Origin of the sequence: Chloroflexus sp. (assembly GCF_034431535.1) — a bacterium.
GTDB lineage: Bacteria > Chloroflexota > Chloroflexia > Chloroflexales > Chloroflexaceae > Chloroflexus.
The window spans coordinates 22,306-43,266 of the sequence record NZ_DAOUDC010000055.1 but is presented as its reverse complement, the minus strand read 5'-3'; the positions used below and the strand labels follow the sequence as shown (position 1 = coordinate 43,266).

12 protein-coding genes and 1 pseudogene are annotated in these 20,961 nt (G+C 58.9%); 3 read left to right on the top strand and 10 right to left on the bottom strand.

Annotated elements, in window-relative coordinates; translation table 11 throughout:
• Positions 1-153 precede the first annotated feature (153 nt).
• Positions 154-7,713: an SBBP repeat-containing protein gene (locus tag U9R61_RS13435; RefSeq protein ID WP_322489328.1), complete on the bottom strand. Its 7,560-nt coding sequence runs from the start codon at positions 7,711-7,713 to the stop codon at positions 154-156.
• Between the two features lie 901 nt (positions 7,714-8,614).
• On the opposite strand from U9R61_RS13435, the gene U9R61_RS13430 reads away from it, so the two are divergent.
• Positions 8,615-9,157, top strand: a complete 543-nt coding sequence (locus tag U9R61_RS13430; protein ID WP_322489431.1) for a Tn3 family transposase — start codon at positions 8,615-8,617, stop codon at positions 9,155-9,157.
• Positions 9,158-9,174: 17 nt separating this feature from the next.
• On the opposite strand, the gene U9R61_RS13425 is transcribed toward U9R61_RS13430, so the two are convergent.
• The 4 genes from U9R61_RS13425 to U9R61_RS19955 form a co-directional block, all read right to left on the bottom strand.
• Complete coding sequence (locus U9R61_RS13425) at positions 9,175-12,150, bottom strand: Tn3 family transposase (protein ID WP_322489327.1); 2,976 nt, start codon at positions 12,148-12,150, stop codon at positions 9,175-9,177.
• A 30-nt stretch (positions 12,151-12,180) separates the two neighbouring features.
• Complete coding sequence (locus U9R61_RS13420) at positions 12,181-13,101, bottom strand: tyrosine-type recombinase/integrase (RefSeq protein ID WP_322489326.1); 921 nt, start codon at positions 13,099-13,101, stop codon at positions 12,181-12,183.
• Positions 13,102-13,517: 416 nt separating this feature from the next.
• Positions 13,518-16,022 carry a S8/S53 family peptidase gene (locus U9R61_RS13415; RefSeq protein ID WP_322489325.1) on the bottom strand — a complete coding sequence of 835 codons (2,505 nt, stop codon included), beginning with the start codon at positions 16,020-16,022 and terminating at the stop codon, positions 13,518-13,520.
• Positions 16,023-16,097: 75 nt separating this feature from the next.
• Positions 16,098-16,688 (bottom strand): protease complex subunit PrcB family protein, encoded by a 591-nt coding sequence (locus U9R61_RS19955; protein WP_416208853.1) that lies wholly within the window; start codon positions 16,686-16,688, stop codon positions 16,098-16,100.
• A gap of 531 nt (positions 16,689-17,219) precedes the next feature.
• Between U9R61_RS19955 and U9R61_RS13410 the strand changes: the two are divergent.
• Both U9R61_RS13410 and U9R61_RS13405 read left to right on the top strand, forming a co-directional pair.
• Positions 17,220-17,966: pseudogene (locus U9R61_RS13410) on the top strand (Tn3 family transposase); the annotation flags it as partial.
• Between the two features lie 300 nt (positions 17,967-18,266).
• Positions 18,267-18,470: a hypothetical protein gene (locus U9R61_RS13405; RefSeq protein ID WP_322489324.1), complete on the top strand. Its 204-nt coding sequence runs from the start codon at positions 18,267-18,269 to the stop codon at positions 18,468-18,470.
• 35 nt (positions 18,471-18,505) lie between these two features.
• Here U9R61_RS13405 and U9R61_RS13400 read toward each other — a convergent pair whose 3' ends face one another.
• The 5 genes from U9R61_RS13400 to U9R61_RS13380 all read right to left on the bottom strand — a co-directional run bounded on the left by U9R61_RS13400 (position 18,506) and on the right by U9R61_RS13380 (position 20,940).
• Positions 18,506-18,847, bottom strand: coding sequence for a hypothetical protein (locus U9R61_RS13400; protein WP_322489323.1), 342 nt, complete (start codon positions 18,845-18,847; stop codon positions 18,506-18,508).
• 23 nt (positions 18,848-18,870) lie between these two features.
• Positions 18,871-19,152 carry a hypothetical protein gene (locus U9R61_RS13395; RefSeq protein ID WP_322489322.1) on the bottom strand — a complete coding sequence of 94 codons (282 nt, stop codon included), beginning with the start codon at positions 19,150-19,152 and terminating at the stop codon, positions 18,871-18,873.
• Between the two features lie 30 nt (positions 19,153-19,182).
• Positions 19,183-19,416 carry a hypothetical protein gene (locus U9R61_RS13390; protein ID WP_322489321.1) on the bottom strand — a complete coding sequence of 78 codons (234 nt, stop codon included), beginning with the start codon at positions 19,414-19,416 and terminating at the stop codon, positions 19,183-19,185.
• Positions 19,417-19,623: 207 nt separating this feature from the next.
• Entirely contained in the window at positions 19,624-20,268 is a 645-nt protein-coding gene (locus U9R61_RS13385; RefSeq protein WP_322489320.1) for a hypothetical protein, read from the bottom strand.
• A 210-nt stretch (positions 20,269-20,478) separates the two neighbouring features.
• The gene (locus U9R61_RS13380) at positions 20,479-20,940 is read right to left on the bottom strand and encodes a hypothetical protein (RefSeq protein WP_322489319.1); all 462 of its coding nucleotides are present in this window, start codon (positions 20,938-20,940) and stop codon (positions 20,479-20,481) included.
• Positions 20,941-20,961: the final 21 nt, after the last annotated feature.

Genomic DNA, 20,961 nt, shown 5'->3' with positions numbered 1-20,961 from the left:
GATTGCATGATATGTAGTATTGCCCGGCCCTTTGCGAGGTTTGCATACCGCCTCCCTTTACGAAACTACTGCGATGATTCGATACCGAACTTTATTTAACGCAAGATGCACGAGTGAGTTAATCACCTCGTGCATCTTGCGTTTCGCTCGCGTTTAATTTTGCTTAATGAAGATATACCACTGTAGGGTTTTGGTTCCCAGCCTTCTTCCATCAAGCGTCTGAGGTCTATATTCCTCAACAAACCAGTTGACATCCTCCTGATAATTTGTCACTTGCACCCGCGAGTAACCAGGAGGTCCTGCACGTCGAAAACCTCGCAGATATTGGGTTCCAGGCATATTGGGTGAGCTGCTAAACCGAGCTCGTCCACCGCGGAGTAGAACATTTCGAGCGCTACTGAGTGTTCCCTCTATCAGGAGATTCGTCTCATCCACCCAGCCCGCACTCCCATCGAGTTCAAAGCCTCTAGGAGCGTTAAAGGCGACATCATCAAAACGGCGTGTTTTAGTGTAGCTTCCCTCGTGGAGGCGCCTAGCATCCACGTTGTCCACGACGGTCAAGTTAGGTAAGCTGCTCTGAGCGCCATTGACGACTTGGGAATTCGATCCATCACCATAGGTCGAGGCGATGATCTTCCAGTCGGGATGCTTTGCAGCCAGACCAGTTGCATAATCGAGGGAGGGATTCTCGCCTAATACAAGGACAGTTCGCTCATATTGGCGCCAATCGTCCGGAGGTGCTGGCAAGGGCACATTTGGGCCAACAGCTTGCGCCAAGACGTTGGCAAGGCATAGCGCGAGGAAGGCACCTATGCCTGCGCGTGTCCCTTTGCTCAGGCCGGTCGGCGGCTCATACTCGGGCTCAACATCGACCCCAATATCACCTATCCCAATGTCTATATCCGGTTCCTCGACATCGATCAGTGGAGAGCGCGAATCACGAGGCTTCGAGCCAGTTTTCGACGAGCCGGATGTAGCGTCTGTTGGATTATTAGGATATGGCGGCGACAATCTCTGGAGGCATTCCCGGAGAATAGGATCAAAATATTCCCAAGGATAGCACTTTTCTGGACTGTCACGGCGAGGATTGACTTGAGTCTGCCGCCCAGTTGGATCAGACCATACAACCGAGTTCGAATAGGCATACTGATAATAGTGGAAACTGTATGGCTGGTCGGCCCATCCAGCAAAGGGATCGCGCTGGTGGAAGCGGCCACGGGAGGCGTCATACCACCGGGCGCGCAGATACACCAGCCCGCTGGCACTGTCTTGCAGCTCGCCGGTGAAGCCGAAGGGCGTGGTCAAGGCGCTCTGCGGCACGCCCCAGGGGTCGTAGCTTGTCGTAGTGAAGACCGTGCCCGCATCGGTCAGCGTGGCCCGCACGCTGTTCAGCGCATCGCCGATCTCCCACAGCCGCAGCACGCTGCTCACCGAGGCCAGCTTCTCGCGCCCCCACAGCACCGTCCCGCCGCTCGACCCCTGGGTGATGCGCAGGATCTGGCTCAGCGGCCCCGCCAGGTCCTGGGCATAGCGCGTCGTGACGGTGCCATTGCTCGTCTCGACCAATATTCCGTCGCCGTTGTAGACCGAGTTGCTCGTGGTCGTCCCGTCGGTCGCACTCGTCGAGCGGTTCAGCGCATCGTAGGTCGTGGTGATCCCCGGCGAGTTGGTCAGGTTCCCGGCCGCATCGTAGACGTAGCCAGTGCTGGTGATCTGATTCGCCGCGTTGTAGGTTGTCGTGATGGTACTCCCGTTGACCGTCGCGCTGGTGCGGTTGCCGGCCAGGTCGTACCCGTAGCTGTAGCTGTTGCTCGTCACTCCACTTTCAGTGGCGCCAGTCAGGCGCAGCAGACCATCATAGGTGTAGCTGACGCTGCGCGTGCTGCTGCCCAGAACCTCGCTCACCGCAGTGCGCAGCCCAAGCCGGTCGAGGGTGTAGGTAAAGCGGGTGCGAGTGGTGCTCCCCACCTGCGTGTGCAGGTCACTCAGGCGGTCGGCATCATCGTAGCTGGCGCTGGTGACAATTACCCCACTGGCCAGGGTCGTGGCGGCCGGACGCCCGGCGTTGTCGTAGGTGTAGCTGGCCAGCACACTGCTGCCTTGCCGCACCTCGCGCATGCGCCCATCGTTCCAGTAGGTGTAGTCCAGCACCACACTGTTGGGGTAGGTGAGCTGCGTGCGCTCGCCGCGGGCGTTGTAGGCATAGCCGACACTGCCGGTGTTCGGCGCCGTCAGGCCGGTGATCCGCCCGAGGTCGTCGTGGCTGAAGCTGGTGCTGCCCGTCCCATCCCCCAAACTGGTGCGCCAGCCCAGCGCGTTGTAGGCCATCGTAATCGACGCATCCAGCTCGACTGCGCTCATCCCGGTCGGTCGATCCGCGTCATCGTAGCTGTAGGTGACATCGTAGTCGCTGCCGCGCGGGTCATCTTTGAGGGTCAGGCGCCCCACCGAGTCGTAGCGGAATGCCGTAACCTGGTTGAGCGGATCGGTCGTAGCGATCTGCTGGTCCGCTGCATCATAGGCAAAGGTGCGGGTGTGGTTGTTCGCGTCGGTGATGCTGAGGCGATTGCCTGCCCGGTCGTAGTGATAACTAGTCGTCACATTGCACGGAGCGGTCGGGCAGGTGCCACTCGCCACATTCTCGGTGACGCTCAGCAGCTTGTCACGCAGGTCGTAGGTGAAGGCGGTCACTCGGCCAGTGGGGTCAATCGTTTGCACACGCCGACCCACTGCGTCATAGACCGTTTGGGTAATCAGGTCCTGGTCGGCCGGCTCGCTGCCGCCGACCACGCCGTCGTCATAATTGACGATCGTGGCAATCACCCGGCCAAGGCCGTCCGTCTGGAGTACCGTGAAGCGTCCGTCTGGCGTCTCCAGCCAGCGCTGCGTCCCAATACCGTCATACCCGCGCCGCGAGGCCCGCCCGACCGCATCGGTGATCACGCTGGTGCGGCCGAGTGCATCGTAGGCTCGGAAGGTGGCGACATTGAGCGCGTCGGTAATGACGGTGGTGCGACCAAGCGCATCATAGCCCTGGCGCGTGGTGACGTTGGTGTCGCTGTCGCTCGGGCCGCCATTGACGTAGTTACGGGTTGTTGTGGCCGTGCGGCCCACACCATCAAAGGTGGTGCGATCCACCTGCCCCAGCGCGTTTTCAGACTCCCAGGCGCGCCCGAGTGCGTCGTAGCGGGTGATGACTGGCACGTTGCGGTCAGGTGTCGTGCTGCTGAACGCGACGCAACCGCTCGCCACAGGCGTGCCGCTCCCGTCGCGACAGTTCTGTACTACTGTACCCACGCGGCTCAGGCTGTCATACTGCTGGCTGACCCAGCGCCCTAGCGGGTCTTGGCTGCCTTGTAGGCGCCCGGCACTGTCGTAGGCTGTCTCGGTGATACGATCGGTGTCGTAGCGATCCGGATTTGGCGCGTAGGGGTTGGTTCCTGGGTCGCCGTCGTGATAGTTCTGAATGGTTTGGGAGAGGCGGCCGAGGGCGTCGTAGACGTAGACAGTCTTGCGATCCCGATCCGGCTCGGCGGGGTCGAAGCTGCCATCGACGTACTGGTCAATCACATAGTCGATCTGCCCATCAGCGGTGTAGGCCGTGACCTGAATCTGGTCGGTATCGGTGATGGTCGCCCAGGCGGTGTTGCCGGCATCAACGGTGAGCGGGTCGCCGTTCTCATAGTTCAGGGTGACGGTGATCGGGCGGTTGAGCGCATCGTAGTCCGTCACCGTCCAGCGGCCGAACGCGTCGCGCTGGCCAATCACATTCCCAGCATCATCGTACTGGGTCAGGGTCTGCACATTCACATCTGGCCCGGCCGGCACACCGGGCTGGTAGTTCAAGGTGATGGTGATGGGCCGGCTGAGGGCGTCGTACTCGGTGCGGGTTGTGCGCGTGGTCGCACTACTGAACGTACGGGTGCTCGGGTCAAAGGTGCCGGTGAGGATACCTGTTTGCGTAATGAGGGTTGTACGGCCAAGCCCGTCGTAGGCGTAGAGCGTCGCGACATTCTGATCTGGTGCCGTCCGGACGAAGCTCTGGAAGATCGGCAGGCCATCGGTGTCTACCTGGAGGGGCGTGAGATTCTGTGCCGTCCAGTCAACCCGACCGTCCGCGTTGTAGTGGGTCACATCATAGCGGCCGAGCGGGTTCTTCACCCACACCTGGCGCCCAAGATCGTCGTAGCCATACTCCGTGATGAGATCCTCGTCGGGGTTGGCCGCAGTGAAGCTGCCATCGACATAGTTCTGAATCGTCCGCGCGACCGTGTTGTCGTTGTTGTATACCGTGACATCAGCGCGGGCAAGCGCGGTGCCGACGCCCACCGTCGTCGTAACGACACGGCCGAGCGGGTCATACCCGTACGTCGAGACCTGGGCAGCGCTTGTACCATAACCCACCGTCGCGGTGATCACCTGACCATCAGCATTGCGGTCATAGCGCATGACCACGCCGTTAGGGCCTTGCTGCTCGCTCAGATGGCTATTCGTATACGTGTAGAGTGTAGTGAAGCCGAGGGAGAACGCGGTTGTGATGCCTGTCGTCAGCCGGATCAGGTTGTTATTGGCATCATAGGCCATCGTGGTCTGGCGATTCAGCGTGTCGGTAATCGTAATCGGCCGGTTGGCACTGTCATAGCTGATCGCCGTCGTTTCACCCAGGGCATTGGTCAGCCGCTCAAGCTGGCCTGCTCGGTTGAAGCGGGTTGTTGTGGTATTCCCGTTCGCATCGGCGAGCTGGCCAGGGCTGAAATTGCCGTCGTGCGCTGCTTCCTGCACCGTAATGCCGTTGAGGGTCTGGGCAGCGACCGTGTTGCTGGGCGCGTAGTCAATGATCTCGACATCCTGCTGGTTATCCGCGCCGGTGGTCGTGATCACAGTGGTCGTGTCGAGGTATGCCAGCTCCAGCCGGCGACCATCCTGGAGGGTCTGGCTGATTGCCCGGCTGGACGACAGGTAGGGCGTCTCGTACGCCGTTTCTTCAACAATCTGGCCCAGCGGGTCGGTGATTCGAGTTAGGAGATGGGACTGGTAGGTGTAGGTCGTGGTGCGCCCCATCACATCGGTCGCGCTCGTCAAATCCGCATTGCTGTCGTAGCCATACTGCACGGTGCGCGTGCCGTCGGTCACACTCTGGATCAAGGTCGCACTGCCGCTGTAGCCCAGCTCCAGATAGCGTTCTGTTGGCCGAGCCGCATCGCGGATCGCTGTCAACCGTCCGCTGCCATCATAACTGAGGGTCAGGTCACGGCCTTGCGGATCGCGCACGCCCGTCAGGCGCCCCGTCACCGCATCAAACTGCTGCTGGCTTTGGTCGCGCAGGGTTAAGGTGTAGACACCGCTACTGAGGATGAGCGTCTCATACACCCCAGGATTGGCCTGGAATTGGCCGCCACCAAGCTCGGCGAACCGCAAGCGGTTGCCCTTGGGGGAGACGATGAATATCGCGCCTGGCTCACCAAGCGCTGCGCCGGACGTGATGACGCGCGTGGCATAAGGATGATGCCAGCCGATACCGAGGGTGCCACTCAGATCATCCGTCGATTGGCTCGCATAGCTCCGCTCCCAGGCGAGCCGCGGCCCAGGCGAGACAACCACCAGATCAGTTGCGGTCGTCCAGAGATTCCCACTGCGGGTATTGATCGGGCCACCACGGCATTCCTGACTACAGGCAAGCGGCGGGCTTTCGGGCAGCCAGTTCTGATAGCCGGGCAACTGAGCATCATTGATGGTGGCGACAAAGACATCGCTCGTGCCAGCACGTGATGAGGCAAAAGCATCTACTGTAGGGAAGTCGGCCGAGTAGGTCTGACCAGTGACATACGCGGTGCCGCTCCCGTTGCGGGCAATATCATGACCGCTATCCCCTCCAGAGCCACCAAGATAGGTTCCATATACCAGGGCGTCCCCGGCCGCAGTGAGCTTGACGACAAACGCGTCGTTCAACCCACTCCCACTGCCCAGGTTCTGTAACTGGAATGGGAACGCGGTGGGAAAATCGCTTGAGCGCGTATACCCGACGATGGATGCACTCCCGCTTGAGTCAAGCGCGATCCCGTAACCCGTCTCCGAGTCACTCCCCCCAAGGTATGTGCTGTAGACCAAACTGCTCCCCGAGGAGCTAAGCTTAGTTACGAAAGCATCATCAGTGCCGTTGAGCGTCCCATCCAGGGCGTTGGAGAGCGGAAAGTTCGTCGAGTACGTGAACCCGGTAACATAAGCATGGCCACTACCATCTACTGCAATATCATATCCGAGGTCATTGTTGCTGCCGCCAATGTAGGTGCTATATACAAGAGAACTGCCACTGGCAGCGAGCTTCGTAACAAAAGTGTCCAGTGTCCCGCCCAGGGTCGAGTCGAAGGCATTTGCGGTCGGGAAATTGGTCGAGTAGGTCCATCCTTCAATATATGCGTTGCCCGAGCTATCAATCGCTATCGAGCCGCCTAGATCATCATTGCTACCGCCCAGATAGGTGCTGTACCCATACGAGAGGCTGGAGCCGCTCCATTCCAACTTGGTGACAAAGGCATCATCAGGTAATGTTGAGCCAGCCTTGGTGGATTGATAGGCGTTCGCCGTGGGAAAGTCAGATGAGTTGGTAGAGCCAACGACATACGCATTGTCTCCGTTATCGACCGCGATCCCGCTACCATAGTCGTTGAATGTGCCTCCAAGCAAGGTGCTGTAATCAAGTGTACCACTCGCCGTAAATCGAGCCACAAATGCGTTGTCGGTGTTGGTGCCCCACGTGTTCGTAAGACCACTCTGTTGCGGGAAATTGCTCGAATCCGTGCCGCCAGTGATGTGAGCATTGCCCGAGTCATCAACAGCAAGCCCAGACACGAAATCAGAGTCGTCACCGCCCAGATAGGTGCTGTAGATGAGGCTGGCACCATCAGAACTTAGCTTTGTGACGAAGACATCGGTATATCCAGGGCTGTTATACGTTGGATCATTTGGGTTTTGGGTTGGAAAGTCACTTGAATACGTTGTGCCAGCAACATAAATACTCCCATCCGCATCGACAGCAATCGCTTCACCCGCATCAGTGCCACTACCACCAAGATAACTACTATAGGTAAGCGTGGGATCAATAATCAGCGGGTAGGTCGGGTCGTACTGGCCGAGAGCAAACTGTACTGTATTATTGTTCTCGACCTGAAATCGAACATCTACCGCTACACGCGCCCCCGCAATCTCTTGCCATGCGATAGGCGCCGCTTCAACAAGCTCGATCGGTGCTGCTGTCGGGAGGCCACGCCGAGGAACCGTAACGATAAGATTGCCAGTTGTGTCAACCTGAAGGTCACGAGCGCCCGTATACCGCCAGCGGATCAGTGCCGGGTCCGCGCCACTTGCGATCGTATAGGTGCTCTTGAGTTGCCGCCCATCACCCGCATACTGCAAATCAATGCCTGGATAAAGATCCACATACACCAGGCTCGCGAACATCGGAATATCACGCACCCACTTGCCCGCAACGTCGCCGCGATAGACCTGGCTCCGCCCTGGGAGCAAGGTTGTTCCAGACAGCGTAGGCGCCGGCGTCGCGCCCAGGTAGCGTTGGCGCAGATAGGTAAATGAAATCGACTGCGTGGCTGAGAGCGGCGCACGCCCGCGCGGCGGCAGCCCCAGTGTGGGCGTGGGGACCGTCGTCGGCAGTGCCATGACGATTTCTTGGGGCGTGAAGAAAATGGTACTGCCCATGCTCCGGGTCAGAAAGTGGACGAGTGGATGCGCTTGACCGCGGTTGGGGATAAAGGTGAGCGGGAGTTGTTCTGCTTGGAGACTGGCCCGATCTTGGGTTGAGGGTTGCCCTACCTGCGGCTGTGCCGATGCACTTCGTCGCGGCGGGGGGACAAAATCTGCGGGCGGTCGCGAAGACGATACAGGCGCCGACGCGGGGTTGAGCATTGCCGGCCCAAGCACAGGTTGCGAAGGCGTACCGACTGACGCACCATAGACCGCAGTAGATGGGACTACTGGTGAAAGCAGGCTACAGATCAGGCTCAGCAGAGTGAGGAAGCCAAGAGGGCGGATGATGCGAGCGGTGAAATGCGCCATGAACATCTCCTCGCGGGTACAGGTGCGCGAGACCACACCACGAGATACAGCCGATGGGCATGTACCACAGGCGGCTCACACAGGGGAGAAAAACCCACGAAGACAGGGTGGAGGAGATGCCAGGCGAGATGGCACGGCGGGGTACCATCGAGCACGCGGGCAAGGGGATACGATTGAACTGATCGATACAGTAAATTCGGATCGAGTGTACCCGAACTGAATCCAAAAGTCAATAAAAAGTTAAAATATGACGAGATTGTCATCAAAGCCGCCAGGGAGATTCTACGTTATGTCCTGTAGCCGTAAAATGAACGAATCGTTGCCACCCGCGAGGACGCAGCGCGATTCTACGACGAAGGCTGCGAAGTCGAGCTAGAAATGTGCGGCTTGATAGCTAGAAAATCTATGCTTTAGCGCATCACAGCGCCGCAAACCGCCATTTTAATCCTGGTGGGGCTCCCCCGAAAATGAGCCCAGTCTCACTACCTGTTTCCGTTTATTTTACCTTTTTGAGGGGTAATGCAAAAACCCCCTCTATGGGCGCATCAGGCCGATCAAGATCACCGAGCTGCTACTGGCCATCGATGCCCTCACCGGCTTCAGCCGCCACTTCACTCACCTGCACACCAGCGAGCCAGCGCCTAACCGCGCGGCCCTCTTTGCCGCGATCCTCGCCGACGCGACCAACCTGGGCGTCAGCAAGATGGCCTCGGCCTGCCCGGGGCTTAGCGAGGCAGAGTTGGCCTGGGTCAGCGACTGGTATCTTCGCGACGAGGCCTACACCAAGGCGCTCGCCGACCTGGTGAACGCCCAGCACGAGCAGTGGCTCGCCCAGTTCTACGGCACCGGCACGACCTCCTCCTCGGACGGTCAGCGCTTTCCAATGGGCGGCCGCCGCGAGGCCCAGGGACAGGTCATCGCCCGCTACGGCCCCGAGCCGAGCTCGATGTTCTACACCCACACCTCCGACCGCTACGCGCCGTTCGCCACCCGGGCGATCATCGCGAATGTCCATCAGGCGCCCTATGTCCTTGATGGCCTGCTCTACCAGGCCCTGACCCGAGATTCGTGTCACCAGCCGCATTAAACGAGAACGTGTAGAGTTCATGCGGCCATCACTGGCTCTCGTAGTGGCAGCCTCGTCGTGAGGTCCAAGTCAAACACTCCATACGGACTGACATGCTGATAGATCAGCGGGGTCAAGCCACGCCGGTCGTCGCTCGTCATTCGTGTCATCCAGGCTGGCTCGGCCAACACTTCTTGAATCATCAGCGTATTCACGTAGACCAGGCTAATCTGGAGCAGGTGCAGCGCCAACATCGCTGTCTCCTGGTCGTCACGCCGGTTGCTCGATAGCTCACCAGCCCGCCCGTAGAAGATAAAGCCGTTGGCGCTGTTCCAATTCTCGATGACGTTCAGCCCTTCCTGGATCTCCTGACGCAGCGCCTCCTCGTGCAGGTAGCGACACAGAAAGATCGTCTTGACCACTCGCCCCAACTCCGACAGCGCCTTGTAGGTCGGGTGCGCGGTCTGGCGCGTAAAGCGCGCCAGGATCGCTTCGGCCTCCGCCGTGCCGGCCTGAAGCGCGGCAGCGTACTTCACCAGCTCATCGTACTGCTGGGCGATCAACTCCCAGTCAATCGCCCGCGCCAGTACCGGCTTCAGACCAGGATACTGCTCGGCATGGGTGCTTGAGGGCAGGTAGAGCTTCTGCCGATGGATCGGCTTGAGCCGCGGGCAAAGGTCATAGCCAAGCAGGTGGCAAAGCCCAAAGGCGACCTCGCTCTGCCCGTGGCTATCCACGTAGTGCCGCTCAACGCTCATCGTCGTGCAGTGGCGAAGCACACCCGTGATGGCGGCGGCCACTTCCGACGAAGAGCACTGCTTGAGCTGCGAGTAGATGCAGGCCGACTTTTTCTCGACGTGCCAGTAGATCACCACCCCGCGACCGCCGTAGCGAGTGTGCCACTCCGTGATCAGGTTCTGGTCCCAGGCCCCAAACTTCTTGGCGTCCGAAGCACAACTCGTGGTCGCCTCGCCCCAGATCGCGGTCTGGCGTGCCGCGAAGATCGCATTCACAACCGTTTGGATCGCGCTGCGAAGGTAGTCGCGGGTGATGAAGCGGCGGCGAATATAGAGCAGGTCTTTGTAGCTCACCTCGGCCCGGCCGCCGCTCAGGTGCTTGAGCCCAGTATTGGTGCCCAAACCGTAGAGCACCAGCAGCAGCCGGTGCTGAAGGGTCGTCCGGTCCAGATGTTCCCGCTCGGTCAGGCTCTTGAAGCCGTCCAAGAAGCCGGTACGCAGCGCCGCCTCCTTGAGCATATCGAGCAAGCGCGTGCTCGGCCAGCGCTGCTCCAGCTCACGCTTCAGCCGGTGCAGCGTTGGCGGTTCGGGCTGCGCCGTCAGTGGCGTCAGCTCAATCCAGCCATTCCCTTTGGGCAGGATGCGTACCGAGCGGTTGGTGGCGAGGCCATCGTGGAGCATCGTGAGGGCGGCTTCGTGACGTTGGCGCAGGGTGGCGAGAAAGGTCGCGCCGTCGAGGGGCAGGTTCAGGCCGGCGTAGTAGCTGGCCCGTGCCGTCTCGAAGTCCTGCGGCAAATCCTCCTCCGGGTTGCGGTAGCGAGCCGCCCCGACCACCCAGATCTCCTTGCAGCGGAGCTTGTCCCGCAGCGCCTGGAGCACACAAATCTCGTAGGGGACGCGCCGCACCCGCTCGACACCGCCCTCGCGCTCGATAACCTCGGCTCGCCAGGCCGGGGGCACAATACCCTCGATGGGGATGACTTCATCCGGCTCGTAGTGGGTCTCGTCGCTCTCGGCGTAGCGGGTGAGCAGCTCCAGTGCCCCGATGAGCGGGCGGTGGATGGCGTTGTTTGAGCGGAACTGCAAGACCTGGAGGATGGGCGGCACCATGCGGCGGTAGTGATGGCCGTAGGAGCGCCGAATGGTCGTCTGCACAGCCCGCTGCACCACGCGATCCGTCGTTGAAAGCTCGGCGACGAGATCCTTGAGCACCTGCTCGTTGACGACGGGATAGAGCACCTCGCGCACAATCCCATCAGGGTTGGCGATGGCAGCATGGGCCAAGTTGCGGAGCAGGCCGGTCTTGTTGGCAACTTTCTTCAGGGCTGCGACGACCTGCTTGTCAACCCGCCGCTCGGCCTTGATGCCAATCTGCTGGATCATCTTGATGAGCAGATCGACCAAGGTGTCCGTCACCTCGTGCTGGCGCTGCCAGGCAAAGGCAGCTAACAGCGTCAGGCGGAGTGGCGTGGGATGGTTGCGAAGATCACGACTTTCCTCCGCACTCACCCGCTGGCGCAGCGACTGGACGATATGGGGCGGCAGGGTGGCGAACAGATCTGCGGGCAGGCCCAGCGCACGGAGACGCTGAAGTTTGTCCACTTCTTCGCGGGCCGTCTCGACGGCCATCGGCCCTGGGTCACTCTTGAGCACCTGGAGGGCGGTGCGACGGGCGGCAGCAAGGTCAGGCACATCGGCATCAGGACTGGCCGGCTCAATCGTGGTGAGCAGCGCGTCGAGGGCGGCGCGGCTACTTTCTGACAGGCGCGCTACAACACTGGCGCAGAAGCGCTCATTGTAGGCAGCCAGTGCGCTGCCGAGGATGCGCTCAAGGCGCTGGGCGGTTGGAGGTTCGAGCTTGACCGTGCGACAGTGCTCCAGCACGGCGAGGCGGAGTCGGGCTAGGTCGCGCCGGTGGGTCTGGAGGAGGTAGTCGGTCGCCCAGGCGGTGAGGATCGCGGCGTCCTCTACCGTGGCAGGGCGCACGCCCAAGAGGGTGCGAATCTGGGCGCGGTGCGCGTCACTGGCTCGCCCCCGCCAGTCGTACTGGAGATAGACCCCAGGATCACTGTCGAGCTGTGCGGCGAGGAAGGCCACAACCGGCGCCGGCACCTCGTGGAGTGTCGTCGGAAAACGTCCGTCAAGCTGGAAGCTCTTCAGCAGCACGGCAAAGCCCAAGCGCGTGTGCGCTCCGCGCAAGGGGTCAAGCAGAGCGCGCTCGGCCGGCAGCAGCGTAAAGTGCTCGATGAGGTCGTCGGTCGTCCAGTGACGCTTCATGGGCACTCCTGACGCCGATGCTCGTGCAGATTAGCCGGAAATACGGCCCAACTGGTGCTTGAGATGCTCTCGGCTGACCTGGGTATAGCGAACGGTGGTCTGGATCGCGGGCGTGCCCTTCTTGGTGACGTGACCGAGGTAGTAGGCGACCGCTTCGAGGCTCCAGCCGGCGGCACGGGCGCGGTGGGCGAAGTCATGGCGGAGGTCGTGGAAGCTGATGTCGGCGATGAGTGCCCACTCGGCGTGGGAGGCGCGGGCCTTGAGTGTGCGGAACCAGTGATGAATGCCAGCCTCAGAAAGCCGCTCGCCACGCTGGGAGCGGAAGACGTACTGCCCAGTGTCGTCAGTGGGGCGCAGCGCGAGGTGCTCAGCCAGAGGTTGACGAGCTTCACGGTGGAGATCGATGTCGCGGGCCTTGCCGCCCTTGTAGCCGACGTGGAGCCAGCCAGCCTTGGGCGTGAGGTGGGTATGCTGGTGTTCGAGCCAGGCAACATCGCTGACCCGGCAGCCGGCCCAGTAGCCAAGGGCGAAGAGAGCGGCGCTGCGGGGCGCACCGTCGCGCTCGACCAGCGAGCGGAGGATATAGCGCTGGTCGCTGGATAGCTCGCGGGGTGCTAAGAGCGGCTGGGCGGGGAGTGCCACAGCACGCATGGGGTTGCGTTGAAGCAGGCCCTGCTCCTCGATCAGCCAGCGGGCGAAGCCGGTGAGTACGGCCTTGCGCCGCGCCCGGTCGCTCACACTCAGCCCCTGCTCCTCCAGTTCAGCAAAGTAGACCTGGGCTGCGGTGCGCGTGAAGGTGGTTGGGTCAAACGCTGACTCGCAGCCCGGCTTGGCCTGCAACCAGGCAAGGAAGTGGCGCAGGGAGCGACGATACGCCTCTAGCGTCGCCGGCGTCTTACCGGCGAGCGACTCGAGGTAGGTCGTGGCAAGTGGGTCCAGGGGTTCCGCCACGAGGCCGAACCTTTCCGGTACGAGTTTTCGGGCCGATCTTGGCCGGGAGGCTGTCGTCGGCGCCGAGCGCGGAACGCATCAGGACGGGATGCACCTATGGTACGGGAAATGCCCGCCACTGTCAACTCGTACTGGAAACAACCTTCTGGCGCGAGTCAAGCTAAAACTTGGTGAAAGAATTCACCGATTCTTGCTCCTGTCATGAATCCTGGTTCAGAGCTTATTCATGATAACAGAGGGGAGGGTGCGCACCCTCCCCTCTACATGTGGGCAGCCCGCAGAAAGAGAGCTGAATGTTTGACTGGCTTGCGACCAGGTGTCGGTCGTGGGCACCTGATTGATCCCAGGAATGGCAGCACCAATGAGGGATGAGCCTAAAATCTCAACGCTCTGTGTGGCTACCCTCCCTGACTGGTTTATGAGCAGTCAATACAGGAACTCCACACACCGAAGTCTATATCATTGATAGTGTCGGAAGGGCCTATATTGATAGGTCCTATAGGGTTAGTTGAAGTGACATATGTATAGTCCCCTAGAACCCAGTAGTTTCCGGGTGGTATACCAATGAAACTATAGACAGCTTCATTGTTATCATCGTAGTTCGCTTCCACTTCAGCAAATAATGTGTCCCCGAAGTTGGGCTCGAAGATGCCATTGTTATTTGCATCCTTGTAAAGCGTTAGGTTCAATCCATCGGTGGGATATTCATCCATAGGGTCACCGCGAATGCCGTTCATGTCAGCATCATACCAAGTAGTTCCAGTGATAGTTCCACTGTTAGCGAGAGCCTCCTCGCGAGAATAAGCTATCCCAACCAAGTTCGAGGTCTCGTTGAACTCATACTTCTGAACGACGAGCGTATAAATCCCTGTTTTTGGCGCGATAATATACCCGTCCTGTGGGATCATCTCCACATTATTGTTGGCGTTGAAGCTGAAGGAGCCGGGAACTACTGAGTTATCAGGATCGAGAAGATACATATCTAAGTCCGTGGAAAGAACAGGCGAAGAAGAGGGATCATCCGCCTGTGACCACCAACTTGTACCGAAACGGATACGATCCCCCGCCTCAGCATATACCTCGTAGGAGCGTGTCCAATTAGTGAAGTCACCTGGAGTAAGTACTTCAGAAATCCAGCACGAGTCCAAACAAGTTGTGCCATGCTGTCCTCGGTTGCCTGCAACTTGAAGGGCGCCTAAGGCGTCTACTGCCCCTGCTCCATCTCGATGATCCTCAGACCACAGGAGTCCCGTGGGTCCTTCTATGTTCCGCGCTGTTGCCATAAGGATGGACTTGAGAGCGGTGGGGGTGTTGCGTAAGTCTGAATTTCTCTCGATCAAAAGTGCAGCAATAGCCGCTACGTGGGGGGCGGATAGACTTGTACCATCAGAGTTAGCGAAACTTCCGCCTACTTCGAGAAAGTTGGCGAATGCTGGAGCAACAACATCCGGCTTTTCAGCGCCAGTGCTAGGGTTCTTCCATGAACTAGCTTCACCCTTAAGGTCATTCTCCCACATAGTGGAGGTTTCATGATGATAACCACCAACTACAAGCGAATTCCATCCTGCGCCTGGTGAAGCGACGTAATCACCATTATTACCAGCTGCAGCTACAACTGTCCGTTGTGCGAGGCGAGCTTGATAGTCAAATGCCCAAGCGAATGATGAAGGAGTTCCTGTTGACGAGTATGTAACAACACTTGCGCTGGCGACATCAACCAAGGAGGTAAATAACGCCCAGTCTAGTGCTTGGACAACCTGTTCTGATGTGCCTGAGATTGTCCCTCCCCTATGAATAGTAGTAAGTGGAGCAATGCCTAATGTCTCATTAGGTGCATCTGGGTACACGGCATTACTTGCAACAACACCTGCAATGGCGGTAGCGTGATCTGTAATTAAGGAAAAGAAAGGATATACATCTCCTAGATTCAGGAAGCAATTGTTGGCGCCGTTTAGATCTGGACAGTGAGAAGATACAGAGGATGTATCTGCTACTGAACTATCCAAGACGGCAACTGAAGTGCCACTACCTTTATATCCAAGAGCCCAAACAGCCTCAATATTGCTTGCTGTATGATGGCCGTTACTTACAGACCTTGTAGGCATTGAGGAAGGTGCTGCAAGAACAACTTTGTCGTAGTTGGCTAGAAATACATTGCCCACAGAAGGATGCTGAGCCAACTGTATTAGTTGCGCCTTAGTTGCAGTAACAATTACAGCAGGCATTCCCGCAAAGGGCGTATATTGAATACGCCGGGCTTCTAGAATTTGCAGAAATGCGTTAACTCGCTGCTGGACACGGTTTGTTATACCACTTAGATACTCGGCGCGAATCTTGTGAGAGAGCGCTACATCAGGAACGTCCATGGGGCTTCGATTATTCGCAACGGCATTACGAACTTCAGGATATTTCTGGGAGAGTTCATTTGTGACTTCAAGCTCCAAATCTGAAAGAGCAGCGCCTGGCTGGATCTCTAGAATTATGGTCGCTGATACTACGTCACTGTTGCTAAGCCCCTGAAGATGATTAAATAACGCTGGATCTAGTTTCCCAAACCGTTCAACACGTGTCTTTTTCTCTGCAAGCTCAACATCGTTTGCGGAATGAACGGCTCTTGTGTCATGCTCAATCATTAGCTTGTATGGCTGAAAAGAGCTTTTATCTATAATTGTGACAAATTGAAACGTCTTAGCCAAGATCTCCGAACGAACTTCGGTGTCTTCAAAGACGAACAGTGTACTAGCAGGAATACCTTGCGCTTTACTTACATGCTCAATGGCGAGGTGTGCAAATATTGATTGCCTATTTATGTTAGGCAGACCTTGCTCATTTGCCGTTTGTGCGCGTGCCGTTATATTTAGATTAAGCAACACGACCGCCGTGAGGACGAGGATGATGATGCGGAACGAAGAGCGGGTCATGATGAATGTCCTCCCTGATATGACAACTAAGGTGCGGAGAGAGAGATAGGCACAATAATCCAGTGTGTAAGAAAATCAGTTTATCTTGATCTCTTGTTTGTAGATAACATCCTCTCGAACGATTAGGTTGAAGGTAACAGTCTTACCTCGAAGTAAATCTGATCGAATAGTGATGAGCTGATAAGGATCTTCTGACATGGGAGACTCGACCTGCTCGCCGAAAAACACGTTATACCATTTATCAGGTGTGTGAAATGTTGCATGCACATTCACATTGTTTTCCGAGAGGTAGACATCATCAACGATTACATCGTAACCGGAATGACTTTTACTTCCCTGAAACACGAACAGAGCTAAGAATTGATTATAATCAACTGCCCTTAGTGAAGAAAATACCTGATTCTTTTCTTCCGGTATCACATAAGATGGTAGAGTAAACTCCTTGCTGTTCTCTATTCTGGAAACGTCATTTATATCTTGTATAATTATGAGTTCTGGTGTAACACCGGCTGTTCTTGAATTACGAAGAAAAGATCCTCGGCTAAGTGTTGTGAAAGGTATTTCTGTCCCAGGAATCCGAAAATACAGATAATAGATGACCAATATAATTACGGCGATTCCAATGAGGATAACAGATGATCGTGTTGTCTTATTAGTCCATCGCATTTAATGGCGCTTTCTTCATAAATACAAAGTCAGAGAATGGCGCTTTGCTTACACATCTGAGGACAACGAAAGATCTTGCCAAACTGTATCCGGGAGAGCCAGGATTACACCCTGACTCCACCCAAGGCATAGAAGATGGAAGATTCGCAGTTACAGTAGCATATAGCGGCCAGAATGCGAGTAGTGCATGATGCCGCTCTGTGATGCGGCCGAACCCGCGATGCGAAGGCATACTACCACAAGGTTAAAAATTTGTCAAAATTTGCTGGCAAGAGCCTTCTACCCTAGCAGATTCCTCCTGAAGATGCCGTAGTAAGGCAGAGAAAATGTACGTAAATGGTTCATCCGGCAAGTTCGCTTACGCTCCTAGCCACGGGGCCTCAGGTCAGTCTAGGAATCCGAAAAGAGAGAGCATAGCCATCTTGCATTGGTCGCCAGATGCGGGTTGCTGCCGGCCCGTGAGCAGAGCTACACGTTCTCGCTTAATGCGGCTGATGACACGAATCTCGGGTCAGGGCCTACCACGAGAGTGCCATACAGATCGAGGAGCACTACACCGACACCGGCGGGGTGAGCGACCACCTGTTTGCACTCTGCCCACCGCTCGGCTTTCGCTTCTGCCCGCGCATCCGTGACCTGGCCGACCGCAAGCTCTACACGATGCGCCCGCCGAGCACCTACCCGACTCTGGAGCCGTTCATCGGTGGCCTGATCAACACCAAGCGCATCAGCGACCATTGGGACAGCCTCCGCCACCTGGTCACATCGCTGAAGCTCGGCACCGTACCGGCATCGAGCATGCTCCAGAAGCTGGCGGCCTACCCGCGGCAGAACGGCCTGGCCCTGGCGCTACGCGAGATGGGGCGGATCGAGCGCACGCTCTACACCATCCGCTGGTATCAGGAACCGCCGCTACGCCGGCGGGTGACCATCGGGCTGAACAAGGGCGAGGCGCGGCACGCGCTGGCCCGGGCCGTCTGCTTCCATCGGCGCGGGATGCTCCAGGACCGCACGGTCGAGGATCTCCAGCAGCGGGCGAGCGGGCTGAACCTGGTCGTCGCGGCGATCACGCTCTGGAATACGCGGGCGCTTGAACAGGCGATCCGGGAGTATCAGACTGCCAGCGAGCCGCTCAACGAGGACTATCTCCAGCACGTCTCACCATTGGCCTGGGAGCATATCGTGCTGACGGGCGAGTACATCTGGAACATCGAGTCATCCACACCCAAGCGGCAGAAGCGCGGGCGAAAGCCTCGCGAGAGCGTTCCAATGCCTTAGAGTACGGTTTTGCTCAATTCCGCGCCCTCAGGAGGCCCTTAGCGTACGATTTTCCCGGAATAATAAGGTGACCCCAGACAGGGGCTTTATCTGGAGATCCAGATCAGCCCGCCCCTACTGGTGCTCCTGTTGCCGCTCTTGGGAGGTGGTGGCTTGGCGCTTGGGCGTGCGCTGGGGGTACTGGGGTAGATGTGGTGACGATGCATGAGGAGTGGCCTAATCGTGAGACCAGACGTATCTTTTTGACAGCCTAGACGGTATATAGACGGAACCTTCTACGTCAAGACAGGAGTTACCGCTATGTATCAGTCCGAGGCCGAAGCCCCGCTCATGCTGCCCGTCGAAGTCGCCGCCGTTTTGTGGGCCGACGCCTACCGCGAAACGCTGCGCCCGGCGCTAGTGGCGCGGCTGACCGCCGACGAGCTTGCCGCCCTGGATCGAGCGATTGAGCAGATCGAGCGGAGCGTGTTCGAGGGCAAGCCGAAGCTGGCTCTGAGCGTCTAGGGCTCGAAACCATCTATAGCTGTCACAGGTAACAGCTATAGATGGTTTCGAGCCTGGGTTTCGGCCAGTTCTGCCCCTATCGTATCCATATCCCCAATCGCCAGCACTCCTATGGTCTCGCTGTCCAGATTATGCTCCCAGAGGCGCAGGAGTCGCCAAGTGGCCGCTGGATCGCCGTACATCGTGCCGTAGTGCCGAGCGATACGTGCTGCCATCTCGTGTATGCCGGCCTCACCAGCAGGCAGATCGTCGCGGTGGGCGTGGGCGCCGTGCCCAACCATCACCTTCTGACCATCGGCGCAGACCAGCAGCCCCAACACGGAGAAATGGCGTTGATCGGCCAGGTTCGGCAGCTTGTCGTCGCTCTCGTCGTCCATAACAGAGCTTTCCTATAGCTTTCCTATATAGCTGCTTCGACCGGGGCCAACTCGCGCACCGTTACCTCGCGCCAGGTGGCCGCGGGAGCGTCGCCGGCGGCCTCGCCCTCCTGAGTGGCCTGGCGGAGCAAGCGGGCCGCGATCTCCGCGCCCGCGGCCTCGCCGGCAGGGAGGTCGTCGAGGCGAGCGTGTGCCCCCGTGAAGATGGGTAGCACGGCGCCGTCGGGGAGCAGGATGCTTCCGGTAACGAGGTAGAAGCGGTAGTCAGCAGGGTTGATCGTCTCCGCAGTGTCCTGGCCCAGCATAACAGATTCCTTGTCGCTTGTGGCGGCCAGCTACAGCGAGCCGCTGATCATTTCACCCTTCTCGAAGGCTTCGCGCACCACGCCGGCGCGCAGTACGAGTCGCTTGCGGTGGGCAGCCTCTAGCAGCATATCCACGTCGATGTCGCCGGTGCTGCCCCAGGCGCCGGCCATGTGCGCGCCCTTGTCGAGTGCATAGGCCAGCAACTCCACCAACGTCTCCCGGTCAGCAGCGATAAGGCGCTGCACGCCTGCATTCGTGATCATTCCGTTTCCTCGCTTTCAAGGCGCTCTGCTGCGCTACTCGCCGCCTTCAGGGCAGCCTGGCCCACCGGCTCCAGCTCGCTCTCTGGCGCCACCGGCCGCTTGCAGCGGGGACAGGGGTGCCTTGTCCAGTAGGTCGAGCGACGGCCCCGCCAGCCGCAGCGGGTACATTTGCACCAGCGTTTCGGGTAGGTGTGGCGCCCCATGTGCTTAGTCCTCTCGCGGCTGCCAGAAGGTCAGGCTGTCTTTCATGGCGTACCAACGAGGGATAGTGATGGCTCCGATCATCATCCATTGCTCGCGTAGCGCTTCGCGGAAGGCTTCATCGCCGCAGGCGGGCGTGAAATCGCCCACGTAGGCCAGGAGGCGCCCGCCGGCCTGGCGGTAGGCGCTCAGGGCGTCATAGCCCATTGGATCGTATGATGGCGGCCAGCACAGAAAGAGCGCCCTATCAGCGTGGAGCGCAGCTTGCTCTGGGCCTCCGGGCAGCACGTCTGTCCACACCTGGCCGACGACAAGGCTGTTGCGGCTGTACTCGTTGGTGTGGCCTTCGCCGAGCGGGGGGTTAGCGTCGTAGGCCAGGATGTCAACGCCCATCTGGCGCAGCAGGAAGGCCCAGTAGCCATTTCCAGCGCCAATTTCCACCAGGGGTGCAGCGGCGGCCAGGGCGCAAAGAGCCTTGCGGTTGGGGATGGCCCAGGCGTACTTTGCCACCAGTCGGTCGCGGGCGAGCATGTGACGGTCGATCAGCTCGTGGATCTCGGCGCGGCTGGCGCTCGCGTCGATCCGTGGGATACCACCAAACTTTGCATACCTGACAGCTTGCAAGTACGGGTTTTTGATGCGTTTCGGCATGGAGGCGTGTCGCAAATTAGCCGGCTGGCTCATGCGGGCTTGTGGTTCTATTCTGTCACCTATGACACGTAAGAACCTCTTTCAGCGATGCTCTGACTTGTGTTCAGTTCGGCCTCGTGGCACACCCATGCGCTCCTGAAGGCGTCAGCAACGTGTTCATGGCGAGCCTTGCACCACCGGCGGAGCCAGGCCGGCAGGATTGCCGACCTGCTACACGAGGCGTCGGCGCGACGTGACCGGCACAGGGGCCGCGGCCAGGCGCCAGAGCGTCAGGCTGGCACCAAGCGAACGCCGGGTAGCGATGCCAGCGCCCTCCAGGGCGCGCAACTCGACGCCCAGGGCAGCATAGCTGGTGTCGTCGCCCTTCGCGGTGCCGAAGATGCGCTCGTGCAGCTCTTCCACGCCCTGCTCGTAGCTCTGTCCCAGGGCGGCCTCTACCGCCTCACGGGTGAGAAGCCGGCTGCCGGTGGCCGGATCAAAGCCGTCCTCTTCACAGCAGCTCTCGCAGCGGTTCTTGCCGTCCTGACAGGCTACGAAGGCCGGGCGACGCTCACACACTTCACAGTCGCCATCAGAGATGCGATCAAGGGCTGCCAGAGCACGGCTTAATGCCTGCTCTTCGGAGACGCCGGCAGCAGCAGCGGCGGCGCGAAGGTCGTCAAAGATGGACATTGGTTGCTCCTCGCGGGTGGT